The sequence below is a fragment of the Winogradskyella sp. R77965 genome, assembly GCF_044594915.1.
GTDB lineage: Bacteria > Bacteroidota > Bacteroidia > Flavobacteriales > Flavobacteriaceae > Winogradskyella.
This window is the reverse complement of the sequence record NZ_CP138990.1, coordinates 2,804,596-2,824,382: the sequence shown is the minus strand read 5'-3', so window position 1 is coordinate 2,824,382 and position 19,787 is coordinate 2,804,596. Positions and strand designations below refer to the sequence as shown.

Genomic DNA, 19,787 nt, shown 5'->3' with positions numbered 1-19,787 from the left:
AATGGACAAAAAAATAGAATTAGCTTGTATTATCGATGATGATAATATCTATGTAAATCTGGTAAAAAAAATCATTGAAACTAAGAAATTATGTGATCATCTTCTCATATTTAAAGATGGAAAAGAAGGTATTGAATATTTTGAAGCCTTACTTCAGAATTTAGAAGAAAAAAATATCCCAGAAGTTATTCTTTTAGATATTAATATGCCTATTATGGATGGTTGGGAGTTCATTGAGCGATTTACAAAAATTAGAAATAAGTTTAATACTCCTATTACGCTATATTTAGTAAGTTCATCTATTGACATAAGAGATATTAATAAAGCAAAATCATTATCTACCGTAAAAAATTACCTCATAAAACCTGTAAAGATTGATGAGCTAGAAGCTGTTTTTAATAAATCAGCTTAGGCATTAAAAGCCTTCTTATTAAACACAATTAAAATTCCAATACCTGTACTAATAGCCATATCTGCTATATTAAAAACTGGGTCAAAGAAAGAAAACGATTTTCCACCAAAAAACGGCAACCACTCTGGTAATGCACCACTCCAAATAGGAAAATGTAACATATCTACCACATTACCATAAAATATACCTGCGTAACCACCTTCTTCGGGTAAAAAAGTAGCGACTTGCATTTGACTATCACTAAACAAAACACCGTAAAAAACTGAGTCTATAATATTACCCAAAGCACCAGCAAAAATAATAGCAATAGCAAAAACTAAGGTTTTAGATTTCTTCTTTTTTGTAACATCTATTAACCAAAACGCAATGCCTGTTACTGCTACAATTCTAAATAAGGTTAAAATAAGTTTTGCTGATTTATCTGAAATTAATGTCGTAAAATCGCTCAATTTTGTTCCCCAAGCCATACCATCATTTTCTATAAACGAAATCTTAAACCAAGAAAATACTGTAACGTCATCATGCAAAGCAAAATGTGTTTTTATGTAGATTTTACTGATCTGGTCAATCAATAAAATAAGAACGATAATAAGTGATGCTTTTTTTAAGGACATACAATTTCCCATGAAATGGGAATCTTTTTAAGATTCAACTAAGTGCAACAAAAGTAAAAGATTATTCTTGTTTGGCAACTGTAATATTCCCATTAATAGTCTTCAATTTCCAAAGAGATATAAAACTAGAGAATTTGTCTATACTTACAATGCCATTATTAGAATTAGCCTTAATTTTTGCGTTTTTAGTAACAACGTCTATATCTCCACCTAAAGTATTTATAGTAGCTGTTTTAGCTTCTCCTTTTACCTTACATTTTCCTTGAGATAGTTCGATAAAAATTGTCTCAAAATTACCATTTAGATCCACATTTGCTATATCGCTAATAATATGAAAAGAGAGTTCTTCTGGCACTTCAAGGTATAACATTGCAGCAATGACTTTATGTGCATTTCGTTTGTCATCTGGTATATCTGTAAATGAGACATGCTCTAAACTTAGCTGTAATGTCTTATTCTCCTCTTTTAATAGAATCTGATAATCGTTCTGATATTCTCCATCTAATATCGAGGTCACTTTTATCTCATCTGTTTTAACAGCTAAAACTGTAATATTAAAAATTTGATTTCCATTTATTGAAATGGTTTCAATTTGCTCCGCAGATACTATTTTTTCAAGTTTGTTTTGAGCTTGGGAAAATATAAAGCTAAAGATTAAAATAAAGACAAGTTGATATCTGCTAAATTTTAAAAAACTAACAGATTTATAAAAGAAAAACCTCGTAAAATGATTACAAGGTTTTAAGATTTTATTTCTATTCAAAATAAAATTATTCTTTGATGAGATCTCTTTTTTCAAGGAGATATTATTGCATATTCTTGGCTTCAATACTTAAAGTAGCATGAGGCACTAATTTTAAACGCTCTTTATTAATAAGCTTACCTGTTACACGGCAAACACCGTATGTTTTATTCTCAATACGAATAAGCGCATTTTTTAAATCTCTTATAAATTTTTCTTGTCTAATGGCTAGAGCAGAGTTAGCTTCTTTACTCATTGTTTCACTACCTTCTTCAAAAGCTTTAAAAGTAGGAGATGTGTCATCAGTTCCATTGTTATGGTCATTCATGTAAGCACTTTTTATAAGTTCTAAATCGTGCTCAGCTTTCTCAATTTTTGTCTGAACTAATGCTCTAAACTCTTCTAAATCTTTATCTGAATATCTATTTGTTGTATTTGTTGCCATCTATTTTTAATGTTTTTGAATAAACAATTTGGTATTGACTTCATCAAAAGCAATTTCTATACCATTGTTTACATTGTCCATAATTTGTAAATCTTCCGTCAATGTTTCTGACTTAATATATTCTTCATTCGAAACGACTGCTGCTTTAACTTGTTCATCATTTTGAAGTTGTACGTCTATTCTATCAGTAACTTCAAATCCTGAATCTTTACGTAAATTTTGAATACGATTAACAAGCTCACGAGCAATCCCTTCTTTACGTAATTCTTCATTGATTGTAACATCTAAAGCTACCGTTAACGCACCTTCGTTAGCCACAAGCCATCCTTCTATATCTTGAGATGTAATCTCCACATCATCAAGACCTAAAGTAATATTTTTTCCGTTAATTTCAACGTCAATATTACCATTTTGCTCGATTTTTTTAATATCATCAGCATCAAATGCATTTACTGCACTGGAAATCAGCTTCATATCCTTGCCAAACTTTGGTCCTAAAACTTTAAAATTTGGTTTTATTTGTTTTACTAAAATGTCTGAAGCATCCTCTAAAAGCTCTATTTCTTTAATATTAACTTCATGTTTTATTAAATCTGAAACTGCAGATATTTCATCTTTCTGTTGCTGATTATCAACAGGAATCATAATTTTTTGAAGTGGCTGACGTACCTTAATTTTCTCTTTAGCTCTCAACGATAATACCAATGAAGATATTGTTTGTGCGTTCTCCATTTTTCGTTCTAGAACCTTATCTATAGCAGATTTATCTACTTTAGGAAATTCAGCTAAGTGTACACTTTCAAAAGTCTCCTTCTTAGTTACGACATTTAAGTCTAAATACAAACGATCCATAAAGAATGGTGCAATTGGCGCTCCAAGCTTGGCAATCGTTTCCATACATGTATAAAGTGTTTGGTATGCCGATATTTTATCTGCTTGGTAATCCCCTTTCCAGAAACGTCTTCTGCTCAAACGCACGTACCAGTTACTTAAATAATCTTGTGTGAAATCTGAAATTGCTCTAGCAGCTTTTGTTGGTTCGTATTCTGCATAATAATCATCCACTTTTTGAATCAAAGTATTCAATTCTGAAAGAATCCAACGATCAATTTCTGGTCGTTCTTCTATTGCAATATCGGCTTCACTATAGTTGAATCCATCAATATTTGTATATAATGTGAAGAATGAATAGGTATTATAAAGTGTTCCGAAGAATTTACGACTTACCTCAGCAATACCATCACTATCAAATTTTAAATTATCCCATGGGTTAGCATTACTAATCATGTACCAACGTGTAGCATCTGCACCATATTTAGATAAGGTTTCAAAAGGATCTACAGCATTTCCTAAACGCTTAGACATCTTTTGTCCATTTTTATCTAAAACCAATCCGTTTGAGACTACATTTTTATAAGCAACAGAATCAAAAACCATTGTCCCAATAGCATGAAGTGTATAGAACCAACCACGTGTTTGATCAACTCCTTCTGCGATAAAGTCGGCAGGAAAAGCTTCCTTTTTATCAATGAGATTTTTGTTTTCAAATGGATAATGCCATTGTGCATAAGGCATAGAACCAGAATCGAACCAAACATCTATTAAATCACTTTCGCGTTTCATTGGTTGTCCAGATTCAGAAACCAAAACGATTTTATCGACTACATTTTTATGTAAGTCAACCGTTTCATAGTTTTCTTCAGACATATTACCAACTTCAAACTCTGCAAAAATATCTTTAGACATAATACCTGCTTCAACAGATTTTATGATTTCTGCTTTCAATTCGGTAATAGAACCTATACATAATTGCTCTTTTCCGTCTTCTGTCCTCCAGATTGGTAAAGGGATTCCCCAAAAACGGGAACGAGACAAATTCCAGTCATTTGCATTAGCTAACCAATTACCAAAACGGCCTTCACCTGTTGATTTTGGTTTCCAGTTAATAGTTGTGTTTAACTCATGCATTCTACCTTTTACATCAGTAACTTTAATGAACCAAGAATCTAATGGGTAATATAAAATTGGTTTGTCTGTTCTCCAACAGTTTGGGTAACTGTGCTTATATTTTTCAACCTTGAAGGCTTTATTTTCCGTTTTTAATTTAATAGCAAGTTCAACATCTACCGAACGCTCTGGAGCCTCTCCATCTTCGTAATATTCGTTCTTCACGTACTTACAACCAAACTCACCTAACTCAGGTCTAAATCGACCTTGTAAATCTACAAGGGGTACTAAATTACCATTGTCATCTTTTACTAATAATGGTGGAATTTCTGGTGTGGCTTGTTTTGCAACTAAAGCATCATCTGCACCAAAAGTTGGCGCTGTGTGTACAATACCTGTTCCATCTTCTGTGGTTACAAAGTCTCCTGAAATAACTCTAAAGGCATTTTGTTTATTTTCAAACTCACAACCAAAATCTAATATTTGCTCGTAAGTAATGCCAACCAAATCTTTTCCTTTGAATTCTTTAACTACATAAAAAGGAATCTTTTTATCCCCTTCCTTGTAATCTATTAGTTCTGGCTTAGTTTCAACTCTTTTGAATTTTCCATCAAATTGTTTTCCGACTAAATTCTTTGCCAAAACCACATTCATTGGTTTAAATGTGTATTGATTATAGGTTTCTATTAAAACATATTCAATCTTTGGACCAACTGTTAATGCTGTGTTACTAGGCAAAGTCCATGGTGTGGTCGTCCAAGCTAAAAAGAAAATATCGCCTTCATTTTGAAGAAACTTTGGTAACGACTCTTCATTTGCCTTAAACTGCGCTACAACTGTTGTGTCCGTAACATCTTGATACGTCCCTGGCTGATTTAACTCGTGCGAGCTCAAACCAGTTCCTGCTTTTGGTGAATATGGCTGAATAGTATAGCCTTTGTATATTAAATTTTTATCATAAATCTGCTTCAATAACCACCAAACACTTTCCATATATTTGGATTTGTATGTAATATATGGATCATCCATATCTACCCAATACCCCATTTTTTGTGTGAGATCATTCCAAATATCTGTATAACGCATCACGGCTTTTTTACAAGCTTCGTTATATTCTTCTACTGTAATTTTTTTACCAATATCTTCTTTGGTAATACCAAGTTCTTTTTCTACTCCAAGCTCAATCGGTAAGCCATGCGTATCCCAACCTGCTTTGCGTTTTACCTGAAAACCCTTCATGGTTTTATAACGTGGAAAAATATCTTTAATAGCACGTGCTAAAACATGGTGTACTCCAGGTAATCCATTTGCAGAAGGAGGTCCTTCAAAAAAGACATAAGGTGGTTTTCCTTCTCTTGTGGTAACACTTTTATCGAAGATGTTATTTGCCTCCCAATAATTACCGATTTCCTCAGCAACTTTTGGCAAGTTAAGTCCTTTATATTCAGGGAACTTTGTACTCATTATTCTGATTTCTTTTCGAGGTGCGAAAATAATGAATTTTAAGGAAATAGTTAAACGATTTACAGGCTATGTATCTAAAGCCAATTTTTCATTTTTTTTGCTTAAAATATTTATAGAATAATTTATGATTTGTTGATGGAAAAAAAGGATTTACAAATATTGATTTCTCAGAGCCATTATCGAGATAAGTTATTTTTCCATCTTGTATATTTTGAATTTTAGACAGCTCAATTTTCGATTCATCTTTGAAATAGAAATGATCTTTATCGAAAGTGATAATCTTGGTTCTAAATAATTTTCTTGCAAAAACTAGATAATTGAAAATCTCAAAAATTAATCCTGCAATTAGTCCTGTCCATTCCTTAACTATAATGGAATATATAATAATTCCAAGTGCCATAATCACTAAGTAATAAATACTGAATGCGAAGAATTGCCCTAAAGTCGAGGATAGTGGTTTTCTCTCCATTATTTATTTTTTAAAGGAATTTTAAACCAAAAACCCAACTAAATCTTCAATCTTAGAAATCAATTGAATTTTTATGACCGTATTCTTCAAAGCAATTTTATTATACTTAGATACAAAAATGGTTGAAAACCCTAATTTCTCAGCTTCAAGGATACGTTGTTCCACGCGTTGAACTGGTCTAATTTCTCCTGATAAACCAACTTCTGCAGCAAAGCAGTAGTCGCTTTGTAAAGCCACATCTTCGTTTGATGATAATATAGATGCGACGACCGCTAAATCTATTGCAGGATCATCAACAGTAATGCCACCTGTAATATTTAAAAATACATCTTTTGCTCCTAAGCGGAAGCCTGCTCGTTTTTCTAAAACAGCCAATAACATATTTAAGCGCTTGGCATTAAAACCTGTGGCGGAACGTTGCGGAGTACCATAAACTGCAGTACTCACTAAAGCCTGTACCTCAATCATTAAAGGTCGCATACCTTCTAAAGTAGCTGCTACGGCATTACCAGATAGTTCACCGTCTTTTTCTGAAATAAGAATTTCTGAAGGATTAGATACTTCTCGTAATCCCGAACCTTGCATTTCATAAATTCCGAGCTCGTTAGTAGAACCAAATCGGTTCTTATTAGCTCTAAGAATTCTAAAAACATGGTTGCGATCCCCTTCAAACTGAAGAACTGTATCCACCATATGTTCTAGTATTTTAGGCCCAGCGATATGACCATCTTTTGTAATATGGCCTATTAATAAAACAGGTGTTGACGTTTCTTTAGCAAATTTAATAAGTTCAGTTGTACATTCTTTTATTTGAGAAATACTTCCTGCAGAGGATTCTATATAATCGCTATGCAAAGTTTGAATGGAATCAATAACCACGATATCTGGCTCCAAAGCCTCAATTTGCTTAAAGATATTTTGAGTTTTAGTTTCAGTTAGAATGTAGCAATTATTGCTATTAGGATTAATGCGTTCTGCACGCATTTTTATTTGTTTTTGGCTTTCTTCGCCAGACACATAAAGTGTTTTATATTGTAATTTTAATGCAATTTGAAGGAGTAATGTACTTTTTCCTATTCCTGGCTCACCTCCTAAAAGGGTTAAAGATCCATGAACCATTCCGCCACCCAAAACGCGATTAAATTCTGCATCTTGCATATTTAGTCTTGCTTCTTGTGAGGTATCAATTTCGTTGATTTTTAAAGGTTTTGAAACTCTTTTAGACGTAGAATTTGGCGATTTCCAATTGCTCTTTTCGGGTTTTTGAACGACCTCTTCTGCTATGGTGTTCCACTCCTTACAAGAGGTACATTGTCCTTGCCATTTGGCATATTGACTACCACAGTTTTGACAAAAAAAAGTTGTTTTAATTTTAGCCATGTTCACTTCCTGACTCATCAGGAATAAATTTTAATTTTTTGGAACAGCTAAATTAAGATATTTTTAGTTGATGTCTTTAAACCAACTTACAATTGCTAAAACTTTTAGTGCAGCTAATTTTGAAGGTAAATTAGAAAACAAGAAGCCTTTAAATTTGCGATATAACGACTCAAAAAAGTAGTCAGTTGATATCATATTTTTTTTACTTTTCTTCATTTTCGACCTCCTCCTCTTCTTCTATTAGTTCTTCTAGTTCTTCATCTTCCACATCAGCCACCAATACTAAAGTAAGCTCCTCAATTTTAGTAGCTATATAGTCTTTGTCAATGTTTGTGGCATCACTTAATATTAGTGCAGACTCGTAAATTTTCTTTGCTTTTTTAGTTTTACCTCTCATTTCGGCAGAATGTGCCATATAATAAGTACCTAACATTGTTTCTGGGAATAGCTTATTTGCCAGTTTTCCTAATTTATCTAGTGACTTGAAGTCTTCACGATCCTCAGCTACTTTAGCTACTTTTTCGAGCTCTTTTTCGCTAATTTCTTTGGTAATACCAAATAATCTTTCAATTCTTTTATATCTGTTTACTAAGTATTTATCTAGAGTTCCATCATAATTAAAGACTTTCTCTTCAAGTTCTTTTTCTCTTAATGGATTGTATATTTCAAAAATCTTATCAAACGATCTAGCAATTGCTCCACTAACAAGCGTGTAGTGCGTTTCATCTTCGAAATCATCAAAATAATAGGTTACATTTTGGTTATCAACTTCGCTTAAAAGCACGTTTGTTGCCAAAATCTTTTCACGTACTTCCGGAATATCCTTTTCTGATGTTGCCATGTAATAAAAAACGTCGTCCTTAAAAACGGTCAAACGCTTAGATATAAAATTTCTTAAGGAACCTTCAAAATCAGGACTGATACATACATAGGCATGAAACGGTGAATCATCCTTAAAAAGATAAGAATTAACGAAACTACCCATAGCATCATGACCTACAGCTACTTTAAATCTACTTGTATTGTATTTATTGTCAATATACGTTAACAGCTCATCTGACACAAACTCATGAAATCTTAATCCTGAATCCGTAGGCAAACCTGTTAAAGCATCATAAAAACTATCATACATGCGTTCTTCACCTTGCATAATACCTACAACAATAGAGCTTGGCATATCATCAAAATAGGTTTGAAAATCTATTTGACCTGCAACTGGCTCAAAGAGGTAATCTCCATCAAAAACAACGACCACAGGATATTTCATTTCTGCATTTTTATCGTAATTTTTAGGGAGCTTAATTTTTATTCTTCTCACCGAATTAAGACGTTCGGATGAAATTTCTTTATAAACTGTCTGCGCAATAGAAGGCACACAAATAAGGCAAGTAATAACTATTAAAATAGCTTTTCTCATAACTAAGTAGGTTTAATATGGGAGAACAAACATACTAAATTATCGGTAAGCTGTCAATTTTTTTCGATGAAATGCACTTATTCTTTCATTTTTTCTTGGAGATCGTACATTTTTTCGAGCATAATATCCTTATCTATAAACTGAGAAGGTTCCAATAGTAAACCAGATTTATAACGTTGTAAGGCTCTTTTGAGATTCCCTTCTTTTTCATAATACATACCTAAGTAATAAGCACTTAGCATTGAATCAGGGAATTTTTTCTTTATTAATTTAGCTAATTTCTCAAGCGATTCTAAATCATCTCTTTTTTCACAGGCGGCGGCAATAGCTCTTATATCATTTTCTATTAGTTCTTTTTCAAAACCATAGAAATACTCGATATCGTCATACTTTTTTATAAGATAGTCGAAAGGAGAACCTTCATAGGTTAATACATTATTATTGTATTCTATGTTGTTGATAGGTTTATAGCGTCCAAAAATCTGATTCAAAGCTTTTGGAATGCCTCTTCCTACTAAAGAATAATGATTTGCGTCTTCAAAATCGTCAAACTTATAGTGTAATTTTTCGTTTTGTACAGTTTTTATAATTGAATCACCCTCAATAATTGATTTCCGTAAAGCCTTTACATCTGAATCTGCTGTGGCCAAATAATAAAATGTTTCCCTTTGTACAATAGAAAGTCTTTGATATAATCGATTTTTCATTTCTGGTGCGAAATCTGGACTTAAGGCTATAAAAGCTCTAAAAAGGGGTACATCTTTAAATAAATAGTAGTTTACAAAATTAGCACTTAAGTCATGGCCTACAATAATTCTAAAAGGAGAAGCATTATAATTATCTTCAATATATGGTATTAATTCTGCGGCCATAAATTCATAAAACGAAGCGCCATCATGTGCTGGGAAAAATGATTCGTCATCATAAAAGAAATCATCTTCTCTAGTTTTACCTTGTTTAATACCAACTACAATACAATCTGGAATATCTTCCCAATAGGACTGATAATCAATATTACCGGCAACAGGTTCAAATAGATAGTCACCATCGAAAACGATAATTACAGGATAGGTACGCTTTTCTTCTGGATCATAATTTCTAGGGAGTTGAATTTTTAATTCACGCTCTCCCTCAAGTTTGTAAGAATCAATAGTTTTATAAATTGCTTGTGCTTGCATACTGAAAGTAACAAAGCAAAATATAAATAAGGTGTAAAAATTCTTCATGTTATTGATAGACTAAAATTAAAGCAAGTTAAAAAATATTTCTATAATGTTGTTTTCTTTCTGTTGTATATAGGTAGATAAATTAGAGATAAGCCCCCTAAAACTATTATTACCAAAGTCTGAGTTGACCACATAATCCAACCAAAAGCTCTACTAGGATTTTCTGCTAAACTAAATAGTGAAAATGCAATAACAACTGCCTCTGGAAAAGAACCGATACCTCCATTAGTAGCAGCAATGCTAAAACTAGCAAATATGAAAGCAATCAACACAGCCGCAATTGAGATATTATTTAATTCGGGTAAGGCAAATGTAGTTACATAAAACATTAACACATACATTACCCAAATAAATATAGTATGGAAAATAAAAGCCCATTTTTTCTTCATTTTAAATATACTTAAAGCTCCATCTAATAATCCTGTAAGGAACTCTTTTACTTTTACAGTAAATTTTGAATTACTTTTCTTTATAAAAAAGAATATCGCTAATCCAACTATCATAAACAATAAACCCCCTAATACCATTAATGTGGGATTTAATTTATCTACAAAGTAGTCATAGATAAACTCAAATTCTAAAAAAAGAGCTATGATAATTATTAATAAAAGCATAAAAGTATCTGCAACTCGCTCTGCTACAATGGTTCCTATTCCTTTATCAAAAGAAATACCTTCATAATTAGTTAAAATCGAAGCTCTAGCAATTTCACCTGCTCTTGGAATCGTGAAATTTATAAGATAAGCTGAATACACAGCCATAACACTGTTTGCGAACTTTGGCTTAAAACCTAACGGTTCTGCCATATATAGCCAACGATATGCTCTAGAAACATGACTTAAAATTCCTATAATCACGCCTAAGGCAATCCATGTATAGTCTGCATCTTTAAAATATTGTACTAAAGTAGTTAGCGAAATTTGAGATAGAGAATACCATACCAAAACAACCCCTAAGAGTAAAGGCAAAATAACTTTTAGGATGGATTTTGGGTTTTTCACCTTTCTATTTTAGAAGGTTAGTAGCTTCATCTGGAAACACCAAAGATGGCTTAAACACTTTAGCCTCTTCAATATCCATAAACGCATAGGTAATAAGGATTAAAGTGTCACCTACTGCGACTTTACGTGCTGCAGCTCCATTTAATGTGATTTCACCGCTATTCCTAGGACCAGGAATACAGTAGGTCTCTAAACGTTCTCCATTGTCGTTATTTACAATCTGAACCTTTTCCCCCTGTATAATGTTGGCGGCTTCCATTAAGTCTTCGTCAATGGTAATACTACCTATGTAGTTAAGGTCTGCACCTGTAACTTTTACGCGATGAATTTTAGATTTTACAACTTGAATTTGCATAGGGCAAAGATAATTAATTTAAAGCGATATTGTCTATAAGTCTTATATCACCTGCATATACAGCTATAAATGCTCTATATGACTTTTTTGTTGATTTTCGTTTTGCTGGTTTTAAGGTTGCTATATCGGCAATTATAAAATACTCTAATTCTAAAAGCGGCTGTTTTTTAAATTGCTTTTCAACCCATTCCGTAACATATTTAGCACTTTTTGTGCCAAACTTTGTTTTGGCAGTCTTTAGTGTTTTATATATAAAAGGTGCAATAGTTCTATGTTCTGGTGTGAGTCTAGTATTCCTAGAACTCATTGCTAAACCATCTTCAGCTCTATGTATCTTACAACCGATTATTTTTACTGGAATATGGTTTAACTCTGCAAGTTTCTTAATAATTTGTAATTGCTGAAAATCCTTTTCACCAAAGTATGCATTATCTGGTTTTACAATTTCTAGCAAACGTTTTACAATAGTACCAACTCCATCAAAGTGTCCATCTCTAAAAGCACCTTCCATTTCGTGCTCTAAACCATCAAAGGTGAAAGATTGTGATTTAATGTTATCACCATAAATGTCTTCTACAGTTGGTGCATAAACAATAATTGTTTTGTCACTTACCGTTTTCAGAAGTGCTACATCAGCTTCTAAGGTTCTTGGGTATTTAACTAAATCGTCTTGATTATCAAATTGAGTTGGATTAACAAAAATGCTAACAACTATTATATCATTTTCACTTAGCCCTTTATTAACCAACGATAAATGACCATTATGTAGTGCTCCCATAGTAGGAACAAAACCAATAGTATTGTCATTAGCTTTTAAAGCATCAATATGATCTGATAATTCGGTTTTATTGTAAAAAATTTTCAAGACTCTAACAAAAAATTAACGCGTGCAAACATAATATAATACTGGCAATCTGCACAAAATTTTGTAATTTTGCATGTTTTTTACTTTTAATTTTCAAAAGCAGCAGATTTATGAAAGATAAACGAATATTGTATGTGTCCTCTGAAGTTGTACCATATTTACCAGAAACTGAGATTTCTTCAATGTCGTTTGAAGCTCCAAGAATGGTAAACAAACAAGGAGGCCAGATTCGAATATTTATGCCTCGCTTTGGTAATATTAATGAAAGAAGACACCAGTTACATGAGGTGATAAGGCTTTCTGGTATTAATTTAGTTATTAACGACTTAGATATGCCATTGATCATAAAAGTGGCATCTATTCCAAAAGAACGTATTCAGGTTTATTTTATAGATAACGAAGATTATTTTAAAAGAAAAGCCACATTAACTGATGAGGATGGAAAATTATTTTCAGATAATGACGAACGTGCTATTTTCTTTGCTAAAGGAGTTATAGAAACTGTTAAAAAATTAAACTGGGCGCCAGACATTATTCATGTCAACGGATGGCTAGCATCTTTGCTGCCACTGTATTTAAAAGAATTTTATAAAACCGAACCTTTATTTACTGAAAGTAAAATTGTGACTTCAGTATACAATCAAAGCTTTGAAGGTTCGTTAGATAAAGACATGCTGAATAAAGTTAGTTTTGATGGTATAAATGCTGAAGCAACCAAGCCTTTAGAAAAACCAGACTATACTAATTTAATGAAAATTGCAATTGATAATTCTGACGCCATTATAAGAGGATCTGAAGAATTACCTAATGATTTGGATAGTTATATAAAGGAATTAAAAAAACCTGTATTAGATTTTCATTCTATAGAAGAGTTTGCTGATCCATATACAGAATTTTACACTAATACTGTTCTTAACAGTTAATATTACCTATGAAAAATAAAAAGTTTGCCCTACAAATAATGGCAATGAGCTTAATTCTACTAAGTTTTATTGCATGTGATGAAGATTTTGCAACTTTAAAGTCTGATATCATAAATGAAGAAAATGCTACAAATTTCGACATACTTGCAGAACAATATGATATTATCACCTATACCGAAGCGTTAGGACCTGTACAAACTAATAATCTAGGGCTTAGTACTTTAGGTACATATGATGATGCTTATGGCAGAACAACTTCTAGTTTTTTAACACAAGTTAACGCATCCCCTTATGAGCCAAGTTTTGGTGAAGGTGTTTCAATTGATTCCGTTGTATTGAGAATACCATATTTTAGCAGAGCTACTGATATTGACGAAGATGGAAATATCACTTATGAAATAGATTCAATTATTGGTACTAATAAAATAAAATTGAGGCTTTTTGAAAGTAGTTATTTTATTAGAGATTTTGATCCTACTGGCGACTTTAACGATAGTCAAGACTATTATTCAAACAAATCAGCCTCAAATTCAGAATCAATAAGTATAGCTGCTTTAGAAAGTAAAGAATTAAATTTTATACCTAATCTAAATCCAGAACAGAACAAACATATATCACTTGATGCAGATGGGAACACAGAAATAAGTGAAGATGGATTTACATTGACTAAAATAGAAGGTGTAGGTGAAGAAGCAACAACAGTTGTTACGAGAGAATCACCTGGATTAAGAATTAAGCTAGACACTACCTTTTGGAGAGACAAAATAATTGAGAAAGAGGGTGACGCGGTATTGAGCTCTCAAAACAACTTTACTGAATATTTTAGGGGGCTTTATTTTAAAGCTGAAACTGTAAATGATAAAGGAAGTCTTATGTTATTGAATACGGCATCAGCATCTTCAAGTATCATAATTTACTACACAAGTTTAACCGCCTCTACAACTGATGACGCCAGTGCGACCGAACAGAATACATTTACGCTAACCTTTACTCCAAATAGAATTAATTTTATGGATAATGATTTTACTACTACCATAGAAGATGGTAATTCTGAAACAGGTGATAGCAGATTATATTTAAAAGGAGGTGAAGGCGCATTAGCACGAATAAAGCTTTTTAATGGAGATGACATCGATGAAGACGACAACACTTTTAATTCATTTGAAACATTTAAAAACGAATTTGTAGAAACTGATGAAGATGGTAATTTTGTAAAATCCAAACGTTTAGTTAACGAAGCTAATTTAGTTTTTTATGTAGATCAAGATGCTATCCATACTCCGTCAAACATGCAAGACGACGAACCTAATCGCATTTATCTGTATGAAATAGAGAATAAAGCACCGTTAGTCGATTTTGATCTTGATATAACAAACAGTAGTTTACCTTCGTTTTCCAAATTTAATCATCTTGGACCTTTACAACGTGTAGATGATGAACCTGATGGAAATGGTATTAAGTACAAAATAAATATTACAGAACATATTAATGATTTAATAGTTAGGGATTCTACCAATGTAGAATTAGGACTAGTTGTTTCTTTGAATGTTAATTTAGAAGAAACCCTTTTACAGAGAAAAGTACTAAGTATAGAGGATACAGATTTAACAGCACCAACGAGTTCGATACTATCGCCAAGGGGTACAATATTACACGGTAATAATACTGAAGATGAAAACAAAAAAGTATATTTAGAAATATATTATACAGAACCAAATAATTAAAATTTAACCTATGTGTGGAATTGTTGGATATATTGGCCATCGAGAGGCCTATCCTATAGTAATCAAAGGACTTCAAAGATTAGAATATCGTGGCTATGACAGTGCAGGTATTGCCTTATACGATGGTAACGATATTAAACTTTCAAAAACTAAAGGAAAAGTTTCTGATCTTAAAGAAAGAATAGAAAGTGAAACATCAACTAATGGTACTCTCGGGATAGGCCATACGCGTTGGGCTACTCATGGTATACCAAACGATGTAAATTCTCATCCGCACTATTCTAACTCTGGTGATTTAGTCATTATCCATAACGGAATAATTGAAAATTACGACTCTTTAAAAAAAGAATTGATAAAGCGTGGTTACACGTTTAAATCAGACACTGACACAGAAGTATTAGTCAATCTTATAGAAGATGTAAAGAAAAACGAAGACATTAAACTTGGAAAAGCTGTACAGATTGCACTAAATCAAGTTGTTGGAGCATATGCTATTGCGGTTTTCGATAAAAACAAGCCAAATGAAATAGTTGTTGCAAGATTAGGCAGCCCTTTAGCCATAGGTATTGGAGAAGATGAATTCTTTATTGCTAGCGATGCATCACCTTTTATAGAATATACAAAGAATGCTATATATCTAGAGGATGAAGAAATGGCAATTATTAGAAGAGGTAAAAAAGTGAAAGTTCGAAAAATTAAGAATGATGCTTTAGTAGATCCTTATATTCAAGAACTTCAACTTAACTTAGAGCAAATTGAAAAAGGTGGATACGACCACTTTATGCTCAAAGAAATACATGAGCAGCCGGATGCTATTTTTGATACATTTAGAGGTCGATTGTTAAGTAATGAAGCTATGGTAAAATTAGCTGGAGTTGAAGACAACATGAAAAAATTCTTAGCTGCAGACCGTATTATCGTTGTAGCTTGTGGCACATCTTGGCACGCTGGTCTTGTTTCAGAATATATTTTTGAAGATTTAGCAAGAATACCTGTTGAAGTAGAATACGCCTCAGAATTTAGATATAGAAATCCTGTAATTACAGAAAAAGATATTGTTATTGCCATCTCTCAATCTGGTGAAACGGCTGATACTTTAGCAGCCATTAAACTTGCAAAATCCAAAGGAGCATTTGTTTTTGGAGTTTGTAATGTTGTTGGCTCTTCTATAGCAAGAGAGTCTGATGCAGGTGCTTACACACATGCTGGTCCGGAAATTGGTGTGGCTTCCACAAAAGCATTTACAACACAGATTACAGTACTTACACTAATGGCATTGCGTTTAGCAAGAGCTAAAGGAACCATATCTAGTTCAGAATTTAGACAGCATCTTATAGAACTTGAAACAATTCCAAGTAAAGTTGAAGAAGCACTAAAATCTGACGGTTATGTTCAGACCGTAGCTGATATTTATAAAGACGCAACTAATTTCCTGTACTTAGGTCGTGGATTTAATTTCCCTGTTGCTTTAGAAGGAGCTTTAAAATTAAAAGAGATTTCTTATATACATGCAGAAGGTTATCCAGCTGCAGAAATGAAGCACGGTCCTATAGCACTAATTGACGAAAATATGCCTATTGTTGTAATTGCTACAAAAAAGGGCCATTACGAAAAAGTGGTGAGTAATATTCAAGAGATAAAATCTAGAAAAGGTAAAATTATTGGTATCGTTACAAAAGGAGATAAAAGTGTAAAAGAATTAGCAGACCATGTTATTGAAGTACCCGAAACTTTAGAATGTCTTACTCCATTACTAACTACTATTCCTTTACAATTATTATCATATCATATTGCTGTGATGCTAGATAAGAATGTAGATCAACCTAGGAATTTAGCTAAATCGGTAACCGTAGAATAACAAAACGGAATACAAAAATCATATTATAAAGCCCTAAAATTGATAATTATTCAATTTTAGGGCTTTTATTTTTTTAAAATTTACTATGCGCGCATAATTTTGTGAGAATTTCTTATTGAATTTTCATATATTTAGTTAAATTGCTCACCTAATAAATTAACTAATTCTCTAAAATGAAGACAATCTTAAAGCTTTTCACAATGCTTTTTTGCGTGGCATCTTTTGCACAAACCACAATAAAAGGTAAAATTTCAGACAATACTGGATTGCCATTACCAGGCGCAAATATTGTCGTTGTTGGTACTAGTTCTGGTACAATATCAGATTTTGATGGTAATTACACCTTAACAGTAGATCAGGTACCACCTTTCTCAATTCGTATTACCTACACTGGATTTGAAGAACAAATCATAGAAATAACCACAAACAATCAAACCGTAGATGTTACATTAGTTGAGGGCAATGAATTAGATGAGGTTGTAATCTCTGCCTCTCGAACTCCTGAACGTATTTTTGAATCTCCCGTTACTGTTGAACGTTTTGGGTTGAAAGAAATAAAAAATACCGCTTCCGCAGGTTTTTATGACGGGTTAGAAAATCTAAAAGGAGTTGACGTTAATACCAATAGTTTAACATTTAAATCTGTAAACACAAGAGGTTTTGCTACGTTTGCGAACACACGTTTTATGCAGCTGGTTGATGGCATGGACAATTCTGCGCCAGCATTAAATTTCCCAATAGGAAACTTAGTAGGAATGAATGAAACGGATGTTTTTAGCGTAGAGCTATTACCAGGCGCCGCATCTGCCCTTTATGGAGCAAATGCCTTTAACGGTATCTTATTTATGCGAAGTAAAAGTCCTTTTGATTTTCAAGGTATAAGTGGTTACCACAAACAAGGTATCACCTCTCAAGAAGCCGGTGGTGATAATACATACCGAGATTCAGGTATTAGAATGGCTCATAAATTCAGTGAAAAATTTGCTGCCAAAGTGAACTTTGGATGGTTAAAAGGAACAGATTGGACAGCTGATAACTATGATGGTAAGCCAGGAACAGGCGCTACAAGAGCTAGTCTAGATTATGATGGTTATAATGTATATGGTGATTTAGTTGCTGCCAATTTAAATGTCTTAGCTGGAGGAACTGGTATTGTACCAAATGTTGTAGTAAGTAGAACTGGTTATAATGAAGAAGACTTAACAAACTATAACGCAGAAAGTATTAAAGCAGATTGGGGATTATATTTTAGACCTTGGGAAAATGATTTTGAAATTCAATATGTAGGGAAGTTTGGTACAGGTAATACAATATACCAAGGAACAAATAGATACAATATCAATGGTTTTTCTCAACAGCAACATAAAATTGAAGTAAAGAATGATAACTTCTTTGTTAGAGGTTATGTAGTCTCTGATAAAGCGGGTGATTCTTATGATATGGTTTTTACAGGTGTTAATATTAATAGAGCTTGGAAATCTGATGAACAATGGTTTGGAGAGTATATTAATACTTATGTTGGCGCAACTCTTACAGGTGCAACAGATACTCAAGCACATGCTGCCGCTAGAGCCCAAGCTGAATCAGGACGTTTTGAACCAGGTTCGCCAGAATTTATCGCAGCATTCAATCAAAGTATTAATGATCCAGATTTAACCACAGGTTCAAAATTTCAAGATAATTCAAAATACTACCATAGTGATGCCAATTATAACTTTAGTCATTTATGGGATGTAGTAGATATTCAAGTTGGTGGTTCTTACAGACAATATAGTCTAAACTCTGGAGGAACTATTTACACTGATTTTGATGGACCTATAGATTATTCTGAATTTGGTGTATATACTCAACTTCAGAAAAAGTTTGAATTGAATGAAGACATGGAACTAAAGTTAACAGGTTCTGCGCGTTACGATAAATCTGAGTTTTTTGACGGATTTCTTTCACCAAGAATCTCTGCTGGTTTAACAGTAAACAAGAATCATAACATTAGAGCTTCAGTACAAACAGGTTTTAGAAACCCAACTACTCAAGATTTATTTATCGGACTTAATGCAGGACCAAGAATTTTAGTGGGTTCCTCACCAGATAATTTAGATCGCTATGAAAGAACTTATAATGTAAATCCTGGCGGTGTAGCTTTGGGCCAACCAGCTACGATTTCACAGACAGGTCGTGCAGCTTATGAAAATTCATTTTTAAGATCTTCAGTAGATGCTTATTTAGCGAGTGGTAACAACGTAAACAACAGAGATGCTAGTTTATTGGAAGTTGGTAACTCTGACATTGTTAAACCTGAAAAAATCTCTTCTTTTGAAGTAGGATATAGAGGTAAATTGAACAAAGTAACTGTAGACATGAGTGTCTATTATAACAAATATCAAGACTTTATCTCTGGAGAAGTTGTAAGTGCACCTTTATACGGAACAGTTGGAACTAACGATATTTCGATTGATGCAATTTCAAATCGCGATTTTCAGGATTATCAAACCTATAATAACTCTGAAGCAGATATAAATTCTTATGGTGGATCCATTGGTTTAGATGTAAAAGTTTTGGGTGATTTTGATTTAGGTGGAAGTTATACCTACACAAAACAAGATTTTGATCAAGCTGCATTCCCAGATTTTTTAACCAGTTTCAACACTCCAGAACATAGAGCAAAACTTAGTTTTGGAAATACCGAAGTAGTTAAAAATGTTGGATTTAATGTTGCTTGGAGATGGAGTGACAATTATTTTTGGCAAGCAACTTTCGGAAACGGAGAAGTTCCTTCTTATCATGTTTTAGATGCTCAAGTGAATTTCAGAATACCATCACTTAAGTCTTCTTTTAAAGTAGGTGCGACCAACTTATTAGGCGATGAATATTTTACAGCTATTGGAACTGCGAATATTGGATCTATGTACTATGCATCTTGGACTATTAATAACTTATAAAAAATT

Annotated in this window: 16 protein-coding genes; 5 read left to right on the top strand and 11 right to left on the bottom strand. The window is 32.8% G+C overall.

All coding sequences use genetic code 11. The annotated features are described in order from the left end of the window. Position 1: 1 nt before the first annotated feature. Complete coding sequence (locus SJY34_RS12645; RefSeq protein WP_400076172.1) at positions 2 to 412, top strand: response regulator; 411 nt, start codon at positions 2 to 4, stop codon at positions 410 to 412. Here SJY34_RS12645 and SJY34_RS12640 read toward each other — a convergent pair. The 11 genes from SJY34_RS12640 to panC form a co-directional block, all read right to left on the bottom strand. Continuing rightward, positions 409 to 1,026, bottom strand: coding sequence for a lipoprotein signal peptidase (locus SJY34_RS12640; protein ID WP_400081386.1), 618 nt, complete (start codon positions 1,024 to 1,026; stop codon positions 409 to 411). The genes SJY34_RS12645 and SJY34_RS12640 overlap by 4 nt on opposite strands. 61 nt (positions 1,027 to 1,087) lie before the next feature. Further along, positions 1,088 to 1,789 (bottom strand): hypothetical protein, encoded by a 702-nt coding sequence (locus tag SJY34_RS12635; RefSeq protein ID WP_400076171.1) that lies wholly within the window; start codon positions 1,787 to 1,789, stop codon positions 1,088 to 1,090. Between the two features lie 43 nt (positions 1,790 to 1,832). After that, entirely contained in the window at positions 1,833 to 2,213 is a 381-nt protein-coding gene (locus tag SJY34_RS12630) for a TraR/DksA family transcriptional regulator (protein ID WP_400076169.1), read from the bottom strand. A 6-nt stretch (positions 2,214 to 2,219) separates the two neighbouring features. Beyond that, positions 2,220 to 5,624 carry an isoleucine--tRNA ligase gene (gene ileS, locus SJY34_RS12625; RefSeq protein WP_400076167.1) on the bottom strand — a complete coding sequence of 1,135 codons (3,405 nt, stop codon included), beginning with the start codon at positions 5,622 to 5,624 and terminating at the stop codon, positions 2,220 to 2,222. 88 nt (positions 5,625 to 5,712) lie between these two features. After that, positions 5,713 to 6,093 carry a hypothetical protein gene (locus tag SJY34_RS12620; RefSeq protein ID WP_400076165.1) on the bottom strand — a complete coding sequence of 127 codons (381 nt, stop codon included), beginning with the start codon at positions 6,091 to 6,093 and terminating at the stop codon, positions 5,713 to 5,715. A gap of 21 nt (positions 6,094 to 6,114) precedes the next feature. After that, positions 6,115 to 7,473, bottom strand: a complete 1,359-nt coding sequence (gene radA, locus SJY34_RS12615) for a DNA repair protein RadA (RefSeq protein ID WP_400081384.1) — start codon at positions 7,471 to 7,473, stop codon at positions 6,115 to 6,117. Positions 7,474 to 7,675: 202 nt separating this feature from the next. Beyond that, a complete protein-coding gene (locus tag SJY34_RS12610; RefSeq protein ID WP_400076163.1) occupies positions 7,676 to 8,890 on the bottom strand; it encodes an alpha/beta hydrolase in 1,215 nt (404 codons plus the stop codon). Positions 8,891 to 8,967: 77 nt separating this feature from the next. Then, entirely contained in the window at positions 8,968 to 10,116 is a 1,149-nt protein-coding gene (locus SJY34_RS12605; protein WP_400076161.1) for an alpha/beta hydrolase, read from the bottom strand. Positions 10,117 to 10,157: 41 nt separating this feature from the next. Continuing rightward, positions 10,158 to 11,117: a YbhN family protein gene (locus tag SJY34_RS12600; RefSeq protein ID WP_400076159.1), complete on the bottom strand. Its 960-nt coding sequence runs from the start codon at positions 11,115 to 11,117 to the stop codon at positions 10,158 to 10,160. A 4-nt stretch (positions 11,118 to 11,121) separates the two neighbouring features. After that, complete coding sequence (gene panD, locus SJY34_RS12595) at positions 11,122 to 11,472, bottom strand: aspartate 1-decarboxylase (RefSeq protein ID WP_299120666.1); 351 nt, start codon at positions 11,470 to 11,472, stop codon at positions 11,122 to 11,124. 13 nt (positions 11,473 to 11,485) lie between these two features. Further along, complete coding sequence (panC, locus tag SJY34_RS12590; RefSeq protein ID WP_400076157.1) at positions 11,486 to 12,337, bottom strand: pantoate--beta-alanine ligase; 852 nt, start codon at positions 12,335 to 12,337, stop codon at positions 11,486 to 11,488. Between the two features lie 110 nt (positions 12,338 to 12,447). Between panC and SJY34_RS12585 the strand changes: the two genes are divergently transcribed. The 4 genes from SJY34_RS12585 to SJY34_RS12570 all read left to right on the top strand — a co-directional run bounded on the left by SJY34_RS12585 (position 12,448) and on the right by SJY34_RS12570 (position 19,781). Continuing rightward, a complete protein-coding gene (locus SJY34_RS12585) occupies positions 12,448 to 13,260 on the top strand; it encodes a glycogen/starch synthase (RefSeq protein ID WP_400076155.1) in 813 nt (270 codons plus the stop codon). Positions 13,261 to 13,304: 44 nt separating this feature from the next. Continuing rightward, positions 13,305 to 14,984, top strand: coding sequence for a DUF4270 domain-containing protein (locus SJY34_RS12580; RefSeq protein ID WP_400076154.1), 1,680 nt, complete (start codon positions 13,305 to 13,307; stop codon positions 14,982 to 14,984). Positions 14,985 to 14,994: 10 nt separating this feature from the next. Continuing rightward, the gene (gene glmS / locus SJY34_RS12575; protein ID WP_400076152.1) at positions 14,995 to 16,842 is read left to right on the top strand and encodes a glutamine--fructose-6-phosphate transaminase (isomerizing); all 1,848 of its coding nucleotides are present in this window, start codon (positions 14,995 to 14,997) and stop codon (positions 16,840 to 16,842) included. Positions 16,843 to 17,015: 173 nt separating this feature from the next. Further along, the gene (locus tag SJY34_RS12570; RefSeq protein ID WP_400076150.1) at positions 17,016 to 19,781 is read left to right on the top strand and encodes a TonB-dependent receptor; all 2,766 of its coding nucleotides are present in this window, start codon (positions 17,016 to 17,018) and stop codon (positions 19,779 to 19,781) included. Positions 19,782 to 19,787: the final 6 nt, after the last annotated feature.

What these genes read in the sequence shown, in the direction of transcription:
- SJY34_RS12605 (WP_400076161.1), bottom strand. Translation starts at nt 10,116, where the DNA reads ATGAAGAATTTTTACACCTTATTTATATTTTGCTTTGTTACTTTCAGT.
- radA (WP_400081384.1), bottom strand. Translation starts at nt 7,473, where the DNA reads ATGGCTAAAATTAAAACAACTTTTTTTTGTCAAAACTGTGGTAGTCAA.
- SJY34_RS12610 (WP_400076163.1), bottom strand. Translation starts at nt 8,890, where the DNA reads ATGAGAAAAGCTATTTTAATAGTTATTACTTGCCTTATTTGTGTGCCT.
- panD (WP_299120666.1), bottom strand. Translation starts at nt 11,472, where the DNA reads ATGCAAATTCAAGTTGTAAAATCTAAAATTCATCGCGTAAAAGTTACA.
- SJY34_RS12640 (WP_400081386.1), bottom strand. Translation starts at nt 1,026, where the DNA reads ATGTCCTTAAAAAAAGCATCACTTATTATCGTTCTTATTTTATTGATT.
- ileS (WP_400076167.1), bottom strand. Translation starts at nt 5,624, where the DNA reads ATGAGTACAAAGTTCCCTGAATATAAAGGACTTAACTTGCCAAAAGTT.
- SJY34_RS12580 (WP_400076154.1), top strand. Translation starts at nt 13,305, where the DNA reads ATGAGCTTAATTCTACTAAGTTTTATTGCATGTGATGAAGATTTTGCA.
- SJY34_RS12570 (WP_400076150.1), top strand. Translation starts at nt 17,016, where the DNA reads ATGAAGACAATCTTAAAGCTTTTCACAATGCTTTTTTGCGTGGCATCT.
- SJY34_RS12630 (WP_400076169.1), bottom strand. Translation starts at nt 2,213, where the DNA reads ATGGCAACAAATACAACAAATAGATATTCAGATAAAGATTTAGAAGAG.
- glmS (WP_400076152.1), top strand. Translation starts at nt 14,995, where the DNA reads ATGTGTGGAATTGTTGGATATATTGGCCATCGAGAGGCCTATCCTATA.
- SJY34_RS12645 (WP_400076172.1), top strand. Translation starts at nt 2, where the DNA reads ATGGACAAAAAAATAGAATTAGCTTGTATTATCGATGATGATAATATC.
- SJY34_RS12585 (WP_400076155.1), top strand. Translation starts at nt 12,448, where the DNA reads ATGAAAGATAAACGAATATTGTATGTGTCCTCTGAAGTTGTACCATAT.
- SJY34_RS12620 (WP_400076165.1), bottom strand. Translation starts at nt 6,093, where the DNA reads ATGGAGAGAAAACCACTATCCTCGACTTTAGGGCAATTCTTCGCATTC.